The following is a 17,867-nucleotide window of genomic DNA, read 5'->3' on the forward strand; positions in this document are numbered from 1 at the left end:
CAGATCTCTCTATGTGGATGCAGGCGGAAGCAGCGACGCCCGGTACAGGTCGGCGTGACGTCGGGCGCTGGCCGGCCAGCTGAAGCGCCGGCACACCTCGGGCAGTTCGTAGCGCAACACCTCGGCGCGGCGCGGGTCGCAGGCGCGGCGCATGGCGCGGGCGATCGACAGGGCGTCCTGCGGGTCGGCCCAGCTGACGTCGGTGTCGCCCAGATATTCGGTGAAGGGCGCAATCGACGACACGACGACCGGCGTGCCGCTGGCCAGCGCTTCGAGCACCACCAGGCCGAAGCCCTCACAGGTCGATGCCATGACGAGCACGTCGGCGAGGCGGAACAGCGCCGGCATGTCGGCATCGGCCAGCGTGCCGGCGATGACCACGTCGCGCGCATAGCCCACGGTCAGGCCGCTGTCGCGCAGGTCGGCCTGGAAGGCGCGCGCATAGCCGTCGTGGTCGAGCAGGCTGGCGCCGCCGGCGATCACCAGTTGCGCGCCGGGCAGATCGGCCTTGAGCAGCGCGAAGGCTTCGAGCACGCGCCGCGTGTTCTTGCGCTCCTCGACGCCGCCGACGGCGAGGAACACCGGGCCGCGCCCGGCGGCTTCGGTGATGCCCAGCCGATGCGCGAGGATGAGGTCGCCATCGCCCGGCTGTGCCGAGTAGCGTTCGGCGTCGACCCCGTTGTTCACGCGCTGCGCGTCGATGCCGAAATCGTCGGCCAGCCGGTCGCGCCACAGATCGCTGACGCACAGCACGGTGCGTGCGCACTGCACGCCGCGCGCCTGCCAGGCAGCGAGCCGGCTGTCGTCGAACTCGTCGAGGTGGTGCACGGTGCGCACGAAGCCGTTGATCAGACCCTGGTCTTCCAGTGCGGCCAGCGCGTTGGCGCTGATGCTGTCCTGCGCATGCAGGATGTCGAACGGCCGGGTCGCCAGACGCGGCGCGAGGTGGGCGACATAGGCGCCGATGCGTTCGCTGACCATGTCGACCACGCTGCCCGGGGCGCCGGCCACCGGCACCGGTTCGAAGCTGCACGCTGGCGCGCGGAACAGGCGCTGCCCGGGTGCGGCCGGTGCGAACATTGTCACGTCATGGCCGTCGCGCTGCAGCGCCTGCGCCAGTTCCAGCGTGTGCACCACGCCGCCACGCGGATTGACCGAATGGGTCAGCAACCCGATTCTGAGTCCTGTCCTGAGCCCTGTTCGGAGCGCGTCAGCCATGCGCCACCTCCACATCCGCTCGTGCAGTCACCGAGGCGAGGATGAAGGCCTGTTCGGCGACATTCCACAGCAGCGCGCGTTCGTCCTGCAGGGTCAGCCACACCTCGGGCGTAGCGGTCACGCGGCCGATGCGTGCCGCGGCAATGTCGCGTTCGCCGAAGCGCTCGATGACGCGGTCGGCATGGGCCGGGCGCACCGACAGCAGGTAACCGAAGCTCGGGAAGGACAGCAGCCAGCGCAGCAGCGGCACGGCGTCGGGGCGCGGCACTGCGTCGAGATCGATGACGGCACCCACCCGGGAACATTCGAGCAGCATCAGCGCGGTACCGATCAGCCCGGCCATGCTGACGTCCTTGCCGGCGTCGCACAGGCCGGCTTCGGTCAGTTGCGGCAGCAGTTCGATGTCGCCGCGCAGGCGTTCGGCCGGTGCGCGGGTCGAGGCATTCCAGTACGGATAAGGTTCTTCGTAGGCGCCGCGCAGGTCGACCGCCAGGATCAGTTCGTCGCCCGGCTGCGCATCGAAACTGGTGATGAGCCTCTTCGCGCGACCGAGGATGGCGACCGCCAGCTGGCCGTGCGCGGCGCGGTGATTGCTGTGGCCGCCGACGATGGGCACGCCGTAACGCGCCGAGGCCGCGGCCATGCCTTCGAGCACCGGCGACGAGGCGTCGGCACCGTCGCTCCACAGCGCGTCGACCACCGCGATCGGCCGCCCGCCCATGGCGCAGATGTCACTCACATTCACCATGACGCCGCAGTAGCCGGCGAACCAGGGCATGCGCAAGACGAATTGTTCGACCAGCCCTTCGATGGCGAACAGCAGCCAGCCCTCACCCGACGGGTCGGCGATGGCCGCACAGTCGTCGCCGATGGCCACGGCCTGCGCCATGTCCTGCATGCCGCCGGGCAGTGCACGGCCGAGCGCGTCCATCACGTCGCCGATGTCGCGCTTGTGCGCGAAGCCGGGGCTGCCACGCAGCGCGTCGACGAAGGCGTGCAGATTCACGCGGCGACTCCGCTGCGCGCCGCCGTCGAGCGCGTGACGAAACCGCTGAACACGTCGAAACACGGCGGGTAGTGATCGAGTTCGGCCTGCATCAGCCAGTGCGCCCGGCCGTGCAGGGTTTCCGGCTGCAGCGGCTTCCAGTGCAGGCGGCGGAACAGCGGCAGGTTCTGTGCCTGCACGTGGGCGAGGAAGGTGTGGCAGCCGCGCGCATGCGCGCTGGTCACCGCGAGCCGGATCAGCGTGGCGCCCAGCTTGCCGTGGCTGCGGAATGCCGGCGCCACCGCGAGACGCGAGCCCCACCACAGTCCGGGATCGCCGCCGCGCCGGTCTTCGTGGATGCGCACCGTGCCGACCACCTGATCCGGCATGCCGCCGACCTGGGTGACCGCGACGATGAGCTGGGAATACGCATCGATGGCGTCGATGTCGTCGCCGTCGAACACGCCCTGTTCCTCGCAGAACACCGCGCGCCGCAGGCGATGCGCTTCGCTGCGCTCCCACGCGCTGTCCGCCCACTTGATGCGGAATTCGCAGGGCGCGAAATGCGCCGGCAGTTCGCAGTAGTCGAACGGTTCAGCGCACCGCATGGGCGGCCTCCGGCTTTTCGTACGACGACAGCGACGAGCAGGCGCCGCATTTGCCGCAGCCGGCCTTGATGTCGATCGAGCGCAGGCCGCCATCGGACAGCATGGCGCCCAGCGGTTCGAGGATGGACCGCATGAAGGCCGGGCTGGGCGCCGGGTGGTCTTCCAGCGGCGTGCCGCTGATCGGCACGAAAGGCACGACGAAGGGATACACGCCCAGGCCGATGAGTTTCGCGCTGAGGTCGAGGATGGCGTCCGTCGTGTCGCCCAGCCCGGCCAGGATGTAGGTGCTCACCTGGCCGCGGCCGAACACCGCGACGGCTGCCTCGAACGCCTCCATGTAGCGCTCCATGGACACGGCGGCCTTGCCCGGCATGATCTGTTCGCGCAGCGCCGGCGTGACCACTTCCAGGTGCATGCCCAGACTGTCGATGCCGGCCGCCTTCATGCGCGCGAACCAGCGGTCATCGTCCGGCGGCTCGCACTGTGCCTGGATGGGCAGATCGACCGCAGCGCGCACGGCAAAGGCGGAATCGCACAGCACCTGTGCGCCGCGATCCGGTGTGGCCGGCGTGCCGGTGGTCATCACCATGTGCTTCACGCCGTCGAGCACCACGGCGGCGCGGGCGACCTCGGCCAGCTGGTCCGGCGTCTTGTGCGCAATGGTGCGGCCGGCGGCGAGCGACTGGCCGATCGAGCAGAACTTGCACGACTTTCGCCGGCTTTCATACCGGATGCAGGTCTGCAGTACCGTGGTCGCGAGCACGTCGGCGCCGTGCAGCGTCGCGATGTGCGAGTAGGGCACGCCATCCAGTGTCTGCAGCGCATAGAAGCGCGGCTGTTTCGGAAAGCGGATCTGCGCGATCGGAATGCTGCCGCGCTTCAACTGCACGCGGCCGTCGGCGTCCGGCGCTTCGGCGATGAAGGGCGAGTTGAAGGCGGAGCCCGTATGCACCGGCACCATGATGGTCGTGCCGTCCACCGTCACCGCCTTGTGATCGGACGGCCCGGCACCGCCGCGCCGGCTCGGTGCGCCGGCGCCCGGATCAGCCAGCCGCAAGCCGAACGACTGCAGTTCCGTCATCAGCGCCGTCACCTGCTGACGGTCGGTCGATGTGCGGTGCGATTCGCGGTCCGCTTCGATAATCGGTGGGGTGCTCATCGGAGGTGCTCCGGACAGGGTCTGAAGGGGACGCCATCGACACGACCGGGCTGGCCGGGCGGTCGTTAATGGCGAGGCTGAGCAGTTCGGGTCGCGCGTAGTGGCCGACCGAATCCATCATGCGTTTGCGCTTGGTGACCAGCGCCATGTCGAGATCGGCGATCACCATGCCTTCGCCTTCGGTCAGCGGCGGCGCCAGATGCACGCCTTCGGGCGACACGATGGCGGTGCAGCACCCGCCGCGCAGCGCCCTCTGCAGGCCGGCGTCGGGCGTGATGGACTGGATCTGCGCGTCGCTCAGCCAGCCGGTTGAATTGATGACGAAGCAGCCCGCTTCGAGCGCGTGGTGGCGGATCGTCACTTCCATCTGGTCGGCGAAGATCTGGCCGACCATCGAACCGGGAAACTGTGCGCAGTGGATTTCCTCGTGCTGGGTCATCAGCGCGTAGCGGGCCAGCGGGTTGTAGTGCTCCCAGCAGGCCAGCGCGCCGACGCGACCGACGGCGGTGTCCACAACCTTGAGTCCGCTCGCGTCACCCTGACCCCACACCATGCGTTCGTGATAGGTCGGCGTGATCTTGCGGCGCTTCAGCGCCAGCGTGCCGTCGGCGTCGAACACCAGCTGCGTGTTGTACAGGCTGCCGTGGTCGCGCTCGTTCACGCCGAGCACCACCACGACGCCGCGCGAGCGTGCCCGCTCGGCGACCGCCTGCGTCACCGGCCCGGGCACCGCCACCGCCCGTTCATACAGCTTCAGATGCGCTGCGCCCATCAGCACCGGCGGCTGCACGAACGAGAAGTAAGGGTAGTAGGGCAGGAAGGTTTCGGGAAACACCGCCAGCCGCGCACCGCGATCCGCCGCCTCGTCGATCGCCGCCAGCACGCGCGCCAGCGTGCCGTCGGCCGATTCGAGGTCGGGCGCGATCTGGATCGCGGCGGCGCGGACGATGCCGGCGGAAGGCATCAGAGGGTCCAGGTGTCGAGGATGAAGGCGTTGTCCTTGCGGTGCAGCAGGATGATGTCGAGCACGTCGAGCGGGTTGATCGGCGTGATGCCTTCGATCAGCGACCCTTCGCCATGGCCGTACAGCGCCTGCAGCGCGAAGCGGCACGCATAGACCTTGCCGCCTTCGGCGATGAACTTGGTGATCTGGTTGTTGAAATTCTGGTGGCCGGGGAAGGCCTCATCGCCCAGCGTCGGGAAGCCGCGCTTGACCCCCAGCGTGACGCCCGGCCCATACAGCAGGATGGACGTGTCGAAGCCCTTGCGCTTCAGGCGGGTGGCCTGCAGCAGATTGACGAAGCCGATCGAGCCTTCGAAGGCGACGGTGTGGAAGGTGACCAGCGCCTTCTCGCCCGGTTCGGCTTTCACGTCCTCGAACACCTTCTCTTCGTAATCGACGAGGAATTCACCTTTCTGGTTGGCGGGCTTGGTCACTTTCGGCATGAGAACTCTCCTGTGGGGTGGTCGTCCGGGTCAGTGCGCTCTGGCGGCGCTCCCTGTCCTTTGCACGCTGCGTGCCATGCCGGCGTCACTGCCTGCGATCAATATGCGATCAATGAACACACGCGCCCGCCGTGGCCGTTAACAGATATTCACCATCGCTGAAATGTCCTTTCCGGATTGGGGTTTAGGGGTGGCTTCACGCACCGCGATGGAGCATCCGCCATGCAATCAATGCACCCGATCATTCATCCGGATCGCACCGGATGACCGTCGGTGCCGCCTACCCGCGTATCGTTGAGGCATGTCCGAATCCGTTGATCCCAGATTGATCGGCCTGGCTGCCGCGCTCGGCATCGGCCTGCTGATCGGCATGGAGCGCGAGCGGCGCAAGGGCGAAGGTCCGGCGCGCGCGGCAGCCGGTCTGCGCACCTTCACGCTGGCTGCATTGCTCGGCGCGCTGGCCATGCTGCTCGGCGGCGGCCTGACACTGGCGGTGCTGGCGGCAGCCGTGGGGCTGCTGACGGTGGTGTCGTACCGCAAGTCATCCGTCACCGACCCTGGCCTGACGACGGAAATCGCGCTGCTGCTGACCTTCATGCTCGGCGCGCTGGCGCAGGTCGATGCGCCGCTGGCGACCGGCATCGGCGTGCTGGTGGCCATCATGCTGGCCGCACGCAGCCATCTGCACCGTTTCGTCGTGCGTGTCATGTCGGAGCAGGAACTGCACGACGCCCTTCTGCTGGCGGCTGCGGCGCTGGTCATCCTGCCGCTGACGCCCGATCGCACGATCGATCCGTTCGACGCGATCAATCCGCGCACCTTGTGGACGCTTGCCGTGCTGATGATGGCGATCAACGCGTGCGGCCACATCGCACTGCGCGCCGCCGGGCCGGCGCTCGGCCTTTCGTTTGCCGGCTTCGCCTCGGGCTTCGTGTCGAGCACCGCCACCATCGCGGCGATGGGCGCACAGGCCGTGCGCACGCCTGCGTTGCGTGCCGGCGCGGTGTCGGGGGCCGTGCTGTCGTCGCTGGCGACCGTGCTGCAACTGGTGCTGCTGCTTGCCGTGACCAGTACCGCCGTGCTGCGCGAAATGGCGCTGCCACTGCTGGCGGCCGGCGTCGCTGCACTGGCGTACGGTCTGCTGGTCGCGTGGCGCAGCGTGCATGCGATGGAGGGCGAGACCGTGCCACCGGGCCGCGCCTTCAACCCGCGCATTGCCGTGCTGTTCGCCGTCACGATGGGCGGCATGCTGCTGTTGACTTCACTGCTGCGTGAATACTTCGGCAATGCCGGCCTGAATCTGGCCGTGGGTCTGGCCGGTTTCGCGGACGCCCATTCGTCTGCGGCAGCGGTCGCCGCCCTCCATGCCTCGGGCAAGATCGAGGCGACTCAGGCGGTGCTCCCCATCCTGATCGGCTTCACCACCAATGCGATCAGCAAGACCGTCGTCGCCGCCACAGCCGGCGACCGGGCGTTTGCGGCTCAGGTTGCACCGGGTGTGCTGCTTTCGGTCGGCGCAGCGTGGGCAGTCTGGCTGCTGCACGGCGGCTGAAGCCCGCGCGCGCATTGGTCGTCAACACGCTTGACAGCGACGCTTTACCGGCTAGAATTAAAACGAACGTTTGAATGAAGGTTGTGCAGGCATGGATGTCCGTCGCACCTCGCTGACCGCGCACGAAACCCGCAACCGCATTCTCGATGCGGCGCAGGCCTTGTTCGTGGCGCACGGTTTCGAGGCGACGTCGATGCGCATGATCACTGGCGACGCCGGCGTCAATCTCGCAGCGGTGAATTACCACTTCGGCTCGAAGGACGTGCTGGTGCGCGAGGTGCTGAAGCGCCACCTGCAGCCGTTGAACGCGCAACGCATGCAGGCACTCGATGCGGCCGAGGCCGCGGCCGGCGAGCAGCCGGTGAAGCCCCACCGCATCGTCGATGCGTTCTTCAGCAGTTCGCTCGATCTGGCGTCGGGCAGTGCTGCCGGGCGCGAATTCATGCAGCTGCTAGGCCGCACCTTCACCGAACCGTCACCGACGGTGCGCGAATATCTCGCCACGGAGTACGCGCCGGTGATCGGCCGTTACCGCGACGCATTCTGCCGCGCGTTGCCGACGGTGCCGGTCGAAGAAATCCTGTGGCGCCTGCATTTCATGCTGGGCGCCATGTCGTACGCGGTGTCGGGCATCGATTCGCTGCAGGTGCTGACCGGCGTGCGCATCGATGAGCCGGACGCCATGCAGCGCATGCGGCCGCGCCTGATGAGCTTCCTGCTCGGCGGTTTGCGGGCGCCACTTCCTGCCGGCGACGGCTCGGAGCAAACAACGTAGCGGAACAGGGTGCAACGGCCCACGATGGCCTGCCCACCGGAGCGAAGCACCGAGGAGGGAAACGTCATGATCTGGATACTGTTGCTGCTGGTGCCGCTGGGCATCGTTCTGCTGGGCTACCTGCGCGCGCCGCTGCTCGTGTGCACCGCGGCGGCGGCCGCATGGCTGGTGGCGGCCAGCCTGCATTTCGACTGGCCGACCGCAGTGAATGTCGCGATCGCACTGCTGGCCGGCGTGCCGGCGCTGCTGCTGAACGTGCCGGTGCTGCGTCGTGCGCTCATTTCTAAACCGTTGCTGAAGGTGTATCGCAACATCCTGCCGCCAATGTCCGACACCGAACGCATCGCGCTCGAAGCCGGCACGGTGTGGTGGGAAGGCGAACTGTTCCGCGGCCACCCGGACTGGAAGGTGCTGCACGCCTATCCGGAACCGACGCTGAGCGCGGAAGAGCAGGCCTTCCTCGACAACGAGGTTGAACAGCTGTGCCGCCTGTCCGACGACTGGACCATTTCGCACGAACTGAAGGATCTGCCGCCGGAAGCCTGGCAGTACATCAAGGACGCCGGCTTCCTCGGCCTCATCATTCCGAAGCACTACGGCGGCAAACAGTTCTCGGCCTGGGCGCATTCGCAGATCGTGACCAAGCTGTCGACCCGCTGCTCCGCCTCTGCCGTCACCGTGATGGTGCCCAACTCGCTCGGCCCGGCCGAACTGCTGCTGCATTACGGCACCGACGCGCAGAAGGATCACTACCTGCCGCGCCTGGCCAAGGGGCTGGAGATCCCGTGTTTCGCACTCACCAGCCCGCAGGCCGGGTCGGACGCGGCGTCGATTCCGGACTTCGGCATCATCTGCCGGGGCGAATATCAGGGCCGCGAAGTGCTGGGCATGCGCGTCACCTGGGACAAGCGCTACATCACGCTGGGCCCGGTGGCGACGCTGCTCGGCCTGGCCTTCCGGCTGTATGACCCGGACCACCTGCTGGGCGACACGGAAGATCTCGGCATCACCTGCGCGCTGATTCCGACCGATCACCCGGGCGTGGAAATCGGCCGCCGCCACTTCCCGCTGAACGCGGTGTTCCAGAACGGACCGAACTGGGGCAAGGACGTGTTCATGCCGCTGGACTGGATCATCGGCGGTCCGGCGATGGCCGGTCAGGGCTGGCGCATGCTGATGGAGTGTCTCGCCGCCGGTCGCTCGATTTCGCTGCCGGCGTCGAACACCGGCATGGCCAAGCTCACGGCGCGCACGGTCGGCGGCTATTCGCGCGTGCGCAGCCAGTTCAAGACCGCGATCGGACGCTTCGAAGGTATCCAGGAACCGCTGGCCCGCATCGGCGGCCACCTGTACATGATGGACGCGGCACGTCGCATGACCTCTGGCGCCATCGACCTGGGCGAAAAGCCGTCGGTCGTGTCGGCCATCGTGAAGTACCACATCACCGAGCGCGCGCGCGTCGTCGTCAATGACGGCATGGACATCCTCGGCGGCAAGGGCATCTGCCTGGGCCCGTCGAACTTCCTCGGCCGCGCCTACCAGCAGATCCCGATCGGCATCACGGTCGAGGGCGCGAACATCCTGACGCGCAGCCTGATCATCTTCGGCCAGGGCGCCATTCGCTGCCACCCCTACGTGCTGCGCGAAATGCGCGCTGCGCTGGCCGATGACACGCCGGCTGCGCTGGCCGAATTCGACGATGCGCTGTTTTCGCACATCGGCTATACCGCCAGCAATGCGGTGCGCGCGCTTGTGCTCGGCCTGACCGGCTCGCACTGGGTCGGCGTGCCGGTCGATGTGGCCCCGGAAACCCGCCGCTACTACCAGCAGCTCACGCGCTTCTCGACCGCCTTCGCCTTCATTTCGGATGCCGCGATGCTCACCATGGGCGGCGATCTGAAGCGCAAGGAAAAACTGTCGGCGCGGCTGGGCGACATTCTTTCGCAGATGTACCTGTGCTCGGCCACACTGAAGCGCTACGAAGCCGAAGGCCGGCAGTCGGCCGATGCGCCGCTGATGCACTGGGCCATGTGGGACGCCATGTTCCATGCCCAGACCGCGTTCGAAGGCGTGATGTCCAACTTCCCCAACCGCGCCATCGCCACCCTGCTGCGCCGTCTCATCTTTCCGCTCGGCCGACCGTATGTGGTGCCGTCGGACCGGCTCGGCGGCGAGGTGGCGAAGCTGCTGATCGAGCCGTCAGCGACGCGCGATCGGCTGACCGCCGGCATGTACATCCCTGACGACGAACACGATCCGGTCGGCGTCATCGAACACGCGCTGCACGCGACGATCGCCGCCGAAGCCATCGAGGCGCGCGTGCGCGCGGCGCAGAAGAAAGGTGTGCTGAAGGCGCACGGTGCCGGCCTGATGCAGGCGGCGTTCGACGCCGGCCTGATCGACGACGCCGAATTCGCGCTGATCCGTCGGCGCGACACCCTGCGTGACCGGGTCGTCCGGGTGGACGACTTTCCGCAGGATTTCGGTGTCGATGCAGCAAGCGCACCGCCGGCCGAATCGCACAACGTCACCGCAATCGCAGCCTGATGACCTCATCCGACGTTTTCGTGGTCGATGGCGCGCGCACGCCCTTCCTGAAGTCGCGCAACGCGCCCGGCCCGTTCGCCGCGGCCGACCTCGCGGTGGCCGCCGGCAACGCCCTGCTGTCGCGCCAGCGCGTCCGGCCGGATCAGCTCGACGAAGTCATCCTCGGCTGTGCCGCGCCATCGGCCGACGAAGCGAACATCGGTCGCATCGCCGCGCTGCGCATGGGCTGTGGTGACCGCGTGCCGGGCTGGACCGTGATGCGCAACTGCGCCAGCGGCATGCAGGCACTCGATTCGGGCATTGCCAACATCCGGCTCGGACGCGCCGACCTGGTGCTGGCGGGCGGCGTCGATGCGCTGTCGCGCGCCCACCTGCTGTTTTCCGATGCCATGGTGCGCTGGCTGTCGCAGTGGTATGCGGCCAGAAGCTTCGGCGCGCGGGCGCAGCTGCTGACGACATTCCGCCCCGGCATGCTGGTGCCGGTCATCGGGCTGCTGAAAGGCCTGACCGATCCGGTCATCGGCATCAATATGGGCCAGACCGCCGAAAATCTCGCCGCGCGCTTCGGCATCAGCCGCACGCAGATGGATTTCCATGCCATGCGCTCGCACCAGCGCACCGCCGCCGCGCTCGACGCCGGCCATTTCGGTGAAGTCGTGCCGATCGCCGACGCCGGTGGACGTATATATATCGAGGACGACGGCATGCGGCGCGATTCGTCGGTGCCACGGCTGGCCAAGCTGCGCCCGGTGTTCGATCGCGCGCACGGCCACATCACGGCCGGCAACAGTTCGCAGGTGACCGACGGTGCGGCCTGGTTGCTGCTGGCGTCGCGCAAGGCGGTGGAGGAACACGGACTGACGCCGCTCGGCCGCATCGTCGACACCGAGTGGGCCGGACTGGACCCGGCACAGATGGGACTCGGGCCGGTGCATGCCGCCGCACCCATCCTGCAGCGGCACGGTCTCGGGCTGAACGATCTCGATGCCTGGGAGATCAACGAGGCTTTCGCCGCCCAGGTCATCGGCTGCATCGAGGCATGGAAAAGCGACGACTACTGCCGCACCGAACTGGGTCTGCCCGGCGCGCTGGGTGCGCTCGACGAACGCCGGCTCAATGTCGACGGCGGTGCCATCGCGATCGGTCACCCGGTCGGCGCCAGCGGTGCGCGCATCGTGCTGCATCTGCTGCATGTGTTGCGCAGGCAGGGCGGCGGTCGCGGCATCGCGGCCATCTGCATCGGCGGCGGTCAGGGTGGCGCCATGCTGGTGGAAACGACGTGAGCGCCGAAATGACGCAAGGGCTCAGGCACTGGCGCCTCGAACGCGACGCCGAAGGCATCGCCTGGCTCACGTTCGACCGCGCCGGCGAAAGCGTGAATACGCTGTCCGGCGAAGTCATGCGCGAACTGGCCGGCGTGCTCGACACATTCGATGCCGCGCCGCCGCGTGGGCTGGTGATCCTGTCCGGCAAGGCAAGCGGCTTCATTGCCGGCGCCGACATCGCCGAATTCGGACAGGTGAGCGATCTGGCCGGCGCGCGTGCGCTGATCGAACGCGGCTGGAACCTGTTCAACCGGCTGGCAGGCGTGCGCTATCCGACCTGCGCGCTGGTGCGCGGCTTCTGCGTCGGCGGTGGCACCGAACTGGCGCTGGCCTGCGACCGCATCGTTGCCGTGGACGAACCCGGCACCCGCTTTTCGCTGCCCGAGGTGATGCTGGGCATCGTGCCCGGCTGGGGCGGCATGTTGCGCCTGCCGGCCCGCATCGGCGCGCCGGGAGCGCTCGACATGATGCTCACCGGCCGCGCGCTCGATGTGCGGCGCGCGAAGTCGCTCGGCCTGGTCGACGATATCGCCCCGGCGCGGCTGATGCGCGAGCATGCGGCTGCCGCCGTGCTGTCGGGCGCGCCGCGCAAGCCGCTGCCGCTGCTGCAGCGCCTGCTGTCCGGGCCGCTGCGCAGTGTGGTGGCGAAGAAGGCGATGGCCGGCGTGGCGAAGCGTGCCAGTCGCCGGCACTACCCGGCGCCGTACGCCATCATCGACATCTGGCGCGATTTCGGCGGCAATGCGCTGGCCGTGCCCGATGGTCATCCGTCGTCGATGGGCGCACTGGTCGCCCACCCGACCACGGCAAACCTGCAGCGTGTCTATCACCTGCGCGAGCGCTTGCGCGGCTTCGGCAAGCCGGAAGGCGTCGAACTCCCGGAGGTCCGGCACGTGCATGTGGTCGGCGCCGGTGTCATGGGGGGCGACATCGCCGCCTGGTGCGCGTTGCGCGGCTTTCGCGTGACGCTGCAGGACAGCAGTGCCGAACGCATCGCCCCGGCGCTGCAGCGCGCCGCGAAGGCCTGGGGCCGCAAGTTCCGGCGCGACCGGCGCGGTCTGCGCGCCGCGCTCGACCGGCTGGTGCCGGACGTGACCGGCGCGGGTATCGCGGGGGCCGACGTCATCATCGAAGCCATCTACGAAGACCTCGACGCGAAGCAGGCGCTGTTTCGTGACATCGAACGGCGCGCGAAGCCCGACGCGCTGATCGCCACCAACACCTCCAGCCTGCGCATCGAGGACATCGCCGCCTGCCTGCACGCGCCGTCCCGCCTGGTCGGCATCCACTTCTTCAATCCGGTGGCGCAGATGCCGCTGGTCGAGGTTGTACGCGGCGCGGCCAGCGATCCGCTGGCCGTGCAGCGCGCCGCAGCCTTCGTCGGTGCGCTCGACAAGTTGCCGCTGCCGGTGGCCAGCAGTCCGGGTTTCCTCGTCAATGCGGTGCTCGGCCCCTACATGCTGGAAGCGATGAAGTGCGTCGACGAAGGCATCGCACCCGACGTGGTGGACCGCGCCGCGCAGGATTTCGGCATGGCCATGGGGCCCGTCGAACTGATCGATACCGTCGGGCTCGACATCGCGCTGGCCGCCGGTGCGCGGCTGACCGGCAGCGCGCAGGCGCCGGCCTGCCTGCAGCGCCATGTCGATGCCGGCCGGCTCGGGCGCAAGACCGGCCAGGGGTTTTACGAGTGGACCGACGGCAGGCCGCAGCGCGGTGCGGTATCGTCCGTGCCCGACGGACTGACCGACAGGCTGCTTGCGCCGCTGGTCGCCGTCACGCGGCGCTGCGTCGAACAGCAGGTGGTCGCCGATGCCGATCTGGCCGACGCCGGCCTGATCTTCGGCGCCGGCTTCGCGCCCTGGACAGGTGGCCCGCTGCACCATGAGCGCCGGACCTCACATTGACCTCTCACTGACATTTTTCGAGCACAGAACCATGAATGATTCCGTACAGTCCCTGCCCGATGACCAACCTGCGTTGCGCCTGCTGCCGATGCCGCGCGACCTCAACGCCGCGGGCGACATATTCGGCGGGTGGGTCATGTCGCAGGTGGATGTGGCCGGTTCGATCGCGGCCATGCGCCGCACCCGCTCGCGCGTGGTGACTGTGGCGGTCAATTCCTTCGTGTTCCTGCAGCCGATCACCACCCAGTACCTGGTGTCCTTCTATGCGTCGGTGGCGCGGGTCGGCAATACCTCGATCACCGTCGATGTGACGGTCTATGCGGAAACGGGTTACGAAAACATACAGATAAAGAAGGTGGCGGAGGCGACGTTGACCTATGTTGCAGTGGGCGAAGAGGGGCAGAAGCTGAATATTCCGAAAGATTGACCGTTACAGCGCTGTACGGTCATTCCAGCCCCACTTCAGCGGTGAAGCGGGGGCAGGGCAACGCATCACCCGACGAGGAGCTGAAATGTCATCACACAATAAATGTGCACGTCCCGATCTGCCGTTCGCACGTCTGGCCGTGCTGATCGGACTGACGGTGTCCGGTCAGGCCACGGCGGCCGGCTTTGCGGTGCAGAACCAGAACGGCGCAGGTACCGCCACCGCCTTTGCCGGTGCGGCCGCCGTCGCGGACGACGCCAGCACGATCTACTTCAACCCGGCCGGCATGACCTATCTGCCGATGGGGCACAGCATTTCGGTCGCCGGCACGCTGCTGCACCGGTCGCTGAAATTCGACGATCGCGGCTCGAATGCGCTGATCCTGCCCGGACCGACCGTTTTTCCACTGGGCGATGAAGGCGGCGAGGGCGGCGGCCTGTCGCTGGTTCCGGCCGGCTACTACAGCTATGCAATCAATGACCGCCTGCGCATCGGTGTCGGCGTGTCGGCCACCTTCGGCAACAAGACCGACTACAACACCACCTTCCTCGGTCGCTTCCAGGGCAACTACGTCGACCTGAAGGCGCTGAACATCAATCCGTCGGTCGCCTGGCGCGTCAATGACCAGCTGTCGATCGGCGCCGGCATCAGCTTCGTTAAGCTCGAAGGCGACATCCAGCAGCAGGTGCCGGTGTCGCCGCTGCTGCCGAATGCACGCAACAGGCTGGAAGCGGATGACACGGCGATGGGTTTCAACGTCGGCCTGATGTATCAGGTGACGCCGGCCATGCGTGTCGGCCTGTCCTATCGTTCGAAGATCGACTTCCGGCTCAAGGGCGAGGCGACCGCGACCGAAGCCGGTCCAGCGACCGGCGTGACGCCCGCTTTCGCGAGGATCGAGCTGCCCGATACCTTCTCGGTTGCCGTGCATCACCAGATGACCGACCGCTGGGAAGTCATGGGTGACTACACCTGGACCGGCTGGTCGTCGTTCAAGTCGCTCGACGTGCGCAATGACAACACGGGTGCCCGCCTGACCAATCCGGAATACGACTTCCGCGACAGCTGGCGCATCGGTTACGGCGCTGCCTACAAGTACACCGAGGCACTGAAGCTGCGTTTCGGCGTTGCATTCGACAAGTCGCCGGTGCATGACGAAACGACGCGCACGCTGACGCTGCCGGACAGCGACCGTTACTGGGTGGCGATCGGGGCGCGCTACGCGCTGTCGCCGAAATCGACGATCGACGTCGGCTACGCGCACATCTTCTTCGACCGCGAAGGCATCGACCGACGCACCATCGTCGGCACCACGCCAACCGGCCAGATCATTCGCGGCAAGTTCGACACCAGCGCCGACCTGCTGTCGGTGCAGTACAACCAGACCTTCTGATGCTGCACCGGCCGGCGTCCGCAAGGCGCCGGTCGCCGTGCTGCTTCTGTCTTTTCGTTGACCTTTGGTTGACCCGGCCGCATTTGGCGGCCGGCGTTCCGCTTCCGGGAGACCGCCATGTCCCGTCCCATCCCCTTTCAGTTCCGGATCCGTCGTGTCGCTGTGCTCGGTGCCGGCGTCATGGGTGCGCAGATTGCCGCGCACTGCGCCAACGCGAATGTATCGGTCGTCCTGTTCGACCTCGCCGCGAAGGAGGGCGACCCGGACGGCATCGTCAGGCGCGCGCTCGACGGCCTGAAAAAGCTCGAACCGGCGCCGCTGGCCACTGCCGACCGGCTGGCACTGATCGAGGTGGCGAACTACGACCGTGACCTCGCGCGGCTGGGCGAGTGCGATCTGGTGATCGAAGCGATCGCCGAACGCATGGAGTGGAAGCACGGCCTGTACGCGAAAGTGGCGCCGCATCTGCGCGCCGACGCGATCTTCGCCAGCAACACGTCGGGCCTGTCGATCAACGCGCTGGCCGACGGTTGCCCGGACAGCCTGCGCAGCCGCTTCTGCGGCGTGCACTTCTTCAATCCGCCGCGCTACATGTCGCTGGTCGAGCTGATTCCCTCGCGCTCGACCGACGCGGCGCTGCTCGATGCGCTGGAAACCTTCCTGACGACGACGCTGGGCAAGAGCGTGGTGCGCGCGCTCGACACGCCGAACTTCGTCGCCAACCGGGTCGGCGTGTTTTCGATGCTGGCGGCGATGCACCACACCGAGCGCCTCGGCCTGGGCTTCGACGAGGTTGATGCGCTGACCGGCCCGGTGATCGGCCGGCCGAAGTCGGCCACCTACCGCACTGCCGACGTGGTCGGGCTCGACACCTTGCTGCACGTCGTGAAAACGATGACCGACAACCTGCCGGCCGACCCGTGGCACCGCTACTACACCGCGCCGGCCTGGCTCGCCGCGCTGGTCGGCCAGGGCGCGCTGGGCCAGAAGACGAAGGCCGGCGTCTATCGCAAGGACGGGCGGCAGATCAAGGTGCTGGATCTGAAGACGCAGGACTACCGCGATTCGGCCGGCGCCGTGGCCGAGGAGGTGCAGGTCATCCTGGCCGAGCGCGATCCGCAGATGAAGCTGGCGGCGCTGCGTGCGTCGGCACATCCGCAGGCGCAGTTCCTGTGGTCCGTCTTCCGTGACGTGTTCCATTACGTCGCCGTGCATCTGGGCGATATCGCCCACAGCGCGCGCGACGTCGATTTCGCGATGCGCTGGGGCTTCGGCTGGCAAGCCGGGCCGTTCGAAACCTGGCAGGCCGCCGGCTGGCAGCACGTCGCCGGCTGGTTGCGCGAGGACATCGCCGCCGGCCGCACCATGAGTGACGCGCCGCTGCCGGCCTGGGTATTCGAGCGGCACGGTGCGCACGACGCGGCCGGATCGTGGTCGGCGTCCGCTGCCGCGCTGCAGCCGCGCGCGGCACTGCCGGCGCACGCGCGCCAGCTGTTTCCGGAGCTGGTGCTCGGCGAGACGCCGCGCGCCACGCACACGATCTGGGAAGGTGACGAAGTGCGGCTGTGGACGCTGGATGACGCCGACGGCGCGCGCGCGCCGGTGCTGTCGTTCAAGAGTCGCATGTCGGCCATCGGCCCGAAGGTGCTCGAAGGCGTGCGCGAGGCGATCGCCCGCGCCGAGCGCGACTTCGACGCGCTGGTCATCTGGCAGCCGCAGGGGCCGTTTTCGGTCGGCGCCAACCTGAAGCAGATCCGGCCGGTGCTCGAAGCGGGTGATTTCAAGGCGCTGGACCGCGTCATCAACGACTTCCAGCAGGCGTCGCAGGCGATCAAGCACGCCCAGGTGCCAGTCATCACCGCGGTGCAGAACATGGCGCTGGGCGGCGGCTGCGAGTTCGTCATGCATTCGCCGCGCGCCGTGGTGGCGCTGGAAAGCTACATCGGGCTGGTCGAGGCAGGCGTCGGCCTGATTCCGGCCGGCGGTGGCTGCAAGGAATTCGCCCTGCGCGCAGCGCGCGCGGCCGAAGCGTCGGCGACGAAGGACCCGATGAATTTCCTGCAGTCGGTGTTCCAGACCATTGCCATGGCGAATGTGTCGAAAAGCGCGCGCCACGCGCAGGAACTGGGCTTGCTGAAACCGGACGACGTGGTGGTGATGCACGCCGGCGAACTGCTGCACGTGGCGCGCCGCAACGCGATCGCCATGGCGGACAGCGCCTGGCGGCCGGCGCTGCAGACGTCGAACATCATGGTGGCCGGACGCAGCGGCATCGCCACGCTGGAAATGATGCTGGTGAACATGCGCGAGGGCGGCCTGATTTCGGCGCACGACTATCGCGTCGCGCGCGCCGCAGCCGTGGCCCTGTGCGGCGGCGAGATCGAAACCGGCTCGCGGGTGAGCGAACAGTGGCTGCTCGAAGTCGAGCGCGCGCAATTCGTCGCGCTGCTGCGAACGCCGGAAACGCAGGCGCGCATCGCGCACATGATGGACACCGGCAAACCCTTGCGGAATTGAGGAGACAG

The 17,867-nt window shown here is 67.8% G+C and carries 14 protein-coding genes; 8 read left to right on the top strand and 6 right to left on the bottom strand.

Features of this window, described 5'->3' with window-relative positions; translation table 11 throughout:
• Nucleotides 1–9 precede the first annotated feature (9 nt).
• From ACTIFF_RS00250 to ACTIFF_RS00275, 6 genes are read right to left on the bottom strand one after another with little or no spacing between them, the layout of a single operon-like run.
• Entirely contained in the window at nt 10–1,218 is a 1,209-nt protein-coding gene (locus ACTIFF_RS00250) for an MSMEG_0565 family glycosyltransferase (RefSeq protein WP_439535012.1), read from the bottom strand.
• Nucleotides 1,211–2,224, bottom strand: coding sequence for a sll0787 family AIR synthase-like protein (locus ACTIFF_RS00255; RefSeq protein WP_439535013.1), 1,014 nt, complete (start codon nt 2,222–2,224; stop codon nt 1,211–1,213). The genes ACTIFF_RS00250 and ACTIFF_RS00255 overlap by 8 nt, the downstream gene beginning before the upstream one ends.
• Nucleotides 2,221–2,811, bottom strand: coding sequence for an MSMEG_0567/Sll0786 family nitrogen starvation N-acetyltransferase (locus tag ACTIFF_RS00260; RefSeq protein WP_439535014.1), 591 nt, complete (start codon nt 2,809–2,811; stop codon nt 2,221–2,223). Before ACTIFF_RS00260 ends, ACTIFF_RS00255 begins: the two co-directional genes overlap by 4 nt.
• Entirely contained in the window at nt 2,798–3,892 is a 1,095-nt protein-coding gene (locus ACTIFF_RS00265; RefSeq protein WP_439535015.1) for an MSMEG_0568 family radical SAM protein, read from the bottom strand. The genes ACTIFF_RS00260 and ACTIFF_RS00265 overlap by 14 nt, the downstream gene beginning before the upstream one ends.
• Nucleotides 3,855–4,934: a Nit6803 family nitrilase gene (locus tag ACTIFF_RS00270; RefSeq protein WP_439535016.1), complete on the bottom strand. Its 1,080-nt coding sequence runs from the start codon at nt 4,932–4,934 to the stop codon at nt 3,855–3,857. Before ACTIFF_RS00270 ends, ACTIFF_RS00265 begins: the two co-directional genes overlap by 38 nt.
• On the bottom strand, nt 4,934–5,416 hold the full coding sequence (locus ACTIFF_RS00275; RefSeq protein ID WP_069039341.1) for an MSMEG_0572/Sll0783 family nitrogen starvation response protein: 483 nt from the start codon (nt 5,414–5,416) through the stop codon (nt 4,934–4,936). Before ACTIFF_RS00275 ends, ACTIFF_RS00270 begins: the two co-directional genes overlap by 1 nt.
• 301 nt (nt 5,417–5,717) lie before the next feature.
• Here ACTIFF_RS00275 and ACTIFF_RS00280 point away from each other — a divergent pair, with 301 nt between their 5' ends.
• The 8 genes from ACTIFF_RS00280 to ACTIFF_RS00315 all read left to right on the top strand — a co-directional run bounded on the left by ACTIFF_RS00280 (nt 5,718) and on the right by ACTIFF_RS00315 (nt 17,859).
• Nucleotides 5,718–6,968 (top strand): MgtC/SapB family protein, encoded by a 1,251-nt coding sequence (locus ACTIFF_RS00280; RefSeq protein ID WP_439535017.1) that lies wholly within the window; start codon nt 5,718–5,720, stop codon nt 6,966–6,968.
• A 91-nt stretch (nt 6,969–7,059) separates the two neighbouring features.
• The gene (locus ACTIFF_RS00285; protein ID WP_439535018.1) at nt 7,060–7,743 is read left to right on the top strand and encodes a TetR/AcrR family transcriptional regulator; all 684 of its coding nucleotides are present in this window, start codon (nt 7,060–7,062) and stop codon (nt 7,741–7,743) included.
• A gap of 66 nt (nt 7,744–7,809) precedes the next feature.
• Nucleotides 7,810–10,290: an acyl-CoA dehydrogenase gene (locus ACTIFF_RS00290; RefSeq protein ID WP_439535019.1), complete on the top strand. Its 2,481-nt coding sequence runs from the start codon at nt 7,810–7,812 to the stop codon at nt 10,288–10,290.
• Nucleotides 10,290–11,573, top strand: a complete 1,284-nt coding sequence (locus tag ACTIFF_RS00295) for an acetyl-CoA C-acetyltransferase (RefSeq protein WP_439535020.1) — start codon at nt 10,290–10,292, stop codon at nt 11,571–11,573. The genes ACTIFF_RS00290 and ACTIFF_RS00295 overlap by 1 nt, the downstream gene beginning before the upstream one ends.
• The gene (locus ACTIFF_RS00300) at nt 11,570–13,522 is read left to right on the top strand and encodes a 3-hydroxyacyl-CoA dehydrogenase NAD-binding domain-containing protein (protein WP_439535021.1); all 1,953 of its coding nucleotides are present in this window, start codon (nt 11,570–11,572) and stop codon (nt 13,520–13,522) included. Before ACTIFF_RS00295 ends, ACTIFF_RS00300 begins: the two co-directional genes overlap by 4 nt.
• 31 nt (nt 13,523–13,553) lie before the next feature.
• Entirely contained in the window at nt 13,554–13,949 is a 396-nt protein-coding gene (locus ACTIFF_RS00305; protein ID WP_257095452.1) for an acyl-CoA thioesterase, read from the top strand.
• A gap of 85 nt (nt 13,950–14,034) precedes the next feature.
• A complete protein-coding gene (locus ACTIFF_RS00310) occupies nt 14,035–15,342 on the top strand; it encodes an OmpP1/FadL family transporter (protein ID WP_439535022.1) in 1,308 nt (435 codons plus the stop codon).
• A 117-nt stretch (nt 15,343–15,459) separates the two neighbouring features.
• Nucleotides 15,460–17,859, top strand: coding sequence for a 3-hydroxyacyl-CoA dehydrogenase/enoyl-CoA hydratase family protein (locus ACTIFF_RS00315; RefSeq protein WP_439535023.1), 2,400 nt, complete (start codon nt 15,460–15,462; stop codon nt 17,857–17,859).
• Nucleotides 17,860–17,867 lie beyond the last annotated feature (8 nt).

It is taken from the genome of Methyloversatilis sp. (assembly GCF_051861465.1).
Classification (GTDB): domain Bacteria; phylum Pseudomonadota; class Gammaproteobacteria; order Burkholderiales; family Rhodocyclaceae; genus Methyloversatilis.

What these genes read in the sequence shown, in the direction of transcription:
- ACTIFF_RS00310 (WP_439535022.1), top strand. Translation starts at nt 14,035, where the DNA reads ATGTCATCACACAATAAATGTGCACGTCCCGATCTGCCGTTCGCACGT.
- ACTIFF_RS00265 (WP_439535015.1), bottom strand. Translation starts at nt 3,892, where the DNA reads ATGACGGAACTGCAGTCGTTCGGCTTGCGGCTGGCTGATCCGGGCGCC.
- ACTIFF_RS00280 (WP_439535017.1), top strand. Translation starts at nt 5,718, where the DNA reads ATGTCCGAATCCGTTGATCCCAGATTGATCGGCCTGGCTGCCGCGCTC.
- ACTIFF_RS00285 (WP_439535018.1), top strand. Translation starts at nt 7,060, where the DNA reads ATGGATGTCCGTCGCACCTCGCTGACCGCGCACGAAACCCGCAACCGC.
- ACTIFF_RS00295 (WP_439535020.1), top strand. Translation starts at nt 10,290, where the DNA reads ATGACCTCATCCGACGTTTTCGTGGTCGATGGCGCGCGCACGCCCTTC.
- ACTIFF_RS00260 (WP_439535014.1), bottom strand. Translation starts at nt 2,811, where the DNA reads ATGCGGTGCGCTGAACCGTTCGACTACTGCGAACTGCCGGCGCATTTC.
- ACTIFF_RS00305 (WP_257095452.1), top strand. Translation starts at nt 13,554, where the DNA reads ATGAATGATTCCGTACAGTCCCTGCCCGATGACCAACCTGCGTTGCGC.
- ACTIFF_RS00290 (WP_439535019.1), top strand. Translation starts at nt 7,810, where the DNA reads ATGATCTGGATACTGTTGCTGCTGGTGCCGCTGGGCATCGTTCTGCTG.
- ACTIFF_RS00270 (WP_439535016.1), bottom strand. Translation starts at nt 4,934, where the DNA reads ATGCCTTCCGCCGGCATCGTCCGCGCCGCCGCGATCCAGATCGCGCCC.
- ACTIFF_RS00250 (WP_439535012.1), bottom strand. Translation starts at nt 1,218, where the DNA reads ATGGCTGACGCGCTCCGAACAGGGCTCAGGACAGGACTCAGAATCGGG.
- ACTIFF_RS00315 (WP_439535023.1), top strand. Translation starts at nt 15,460, where the DNA reads ATGTCCCGTCCCATCCCCTTTCAGTTCCGGATCCGTCGTGTCGCTGTG.
- ACTIFF_RS00275 (WP_069039341.1), bottom strand. Translation starts at nt 5,416, where the DNA reads ATGCCGAAAGTGACCAAGCCCGCCAACCAGAAAGGTGAATTCCTCGTC.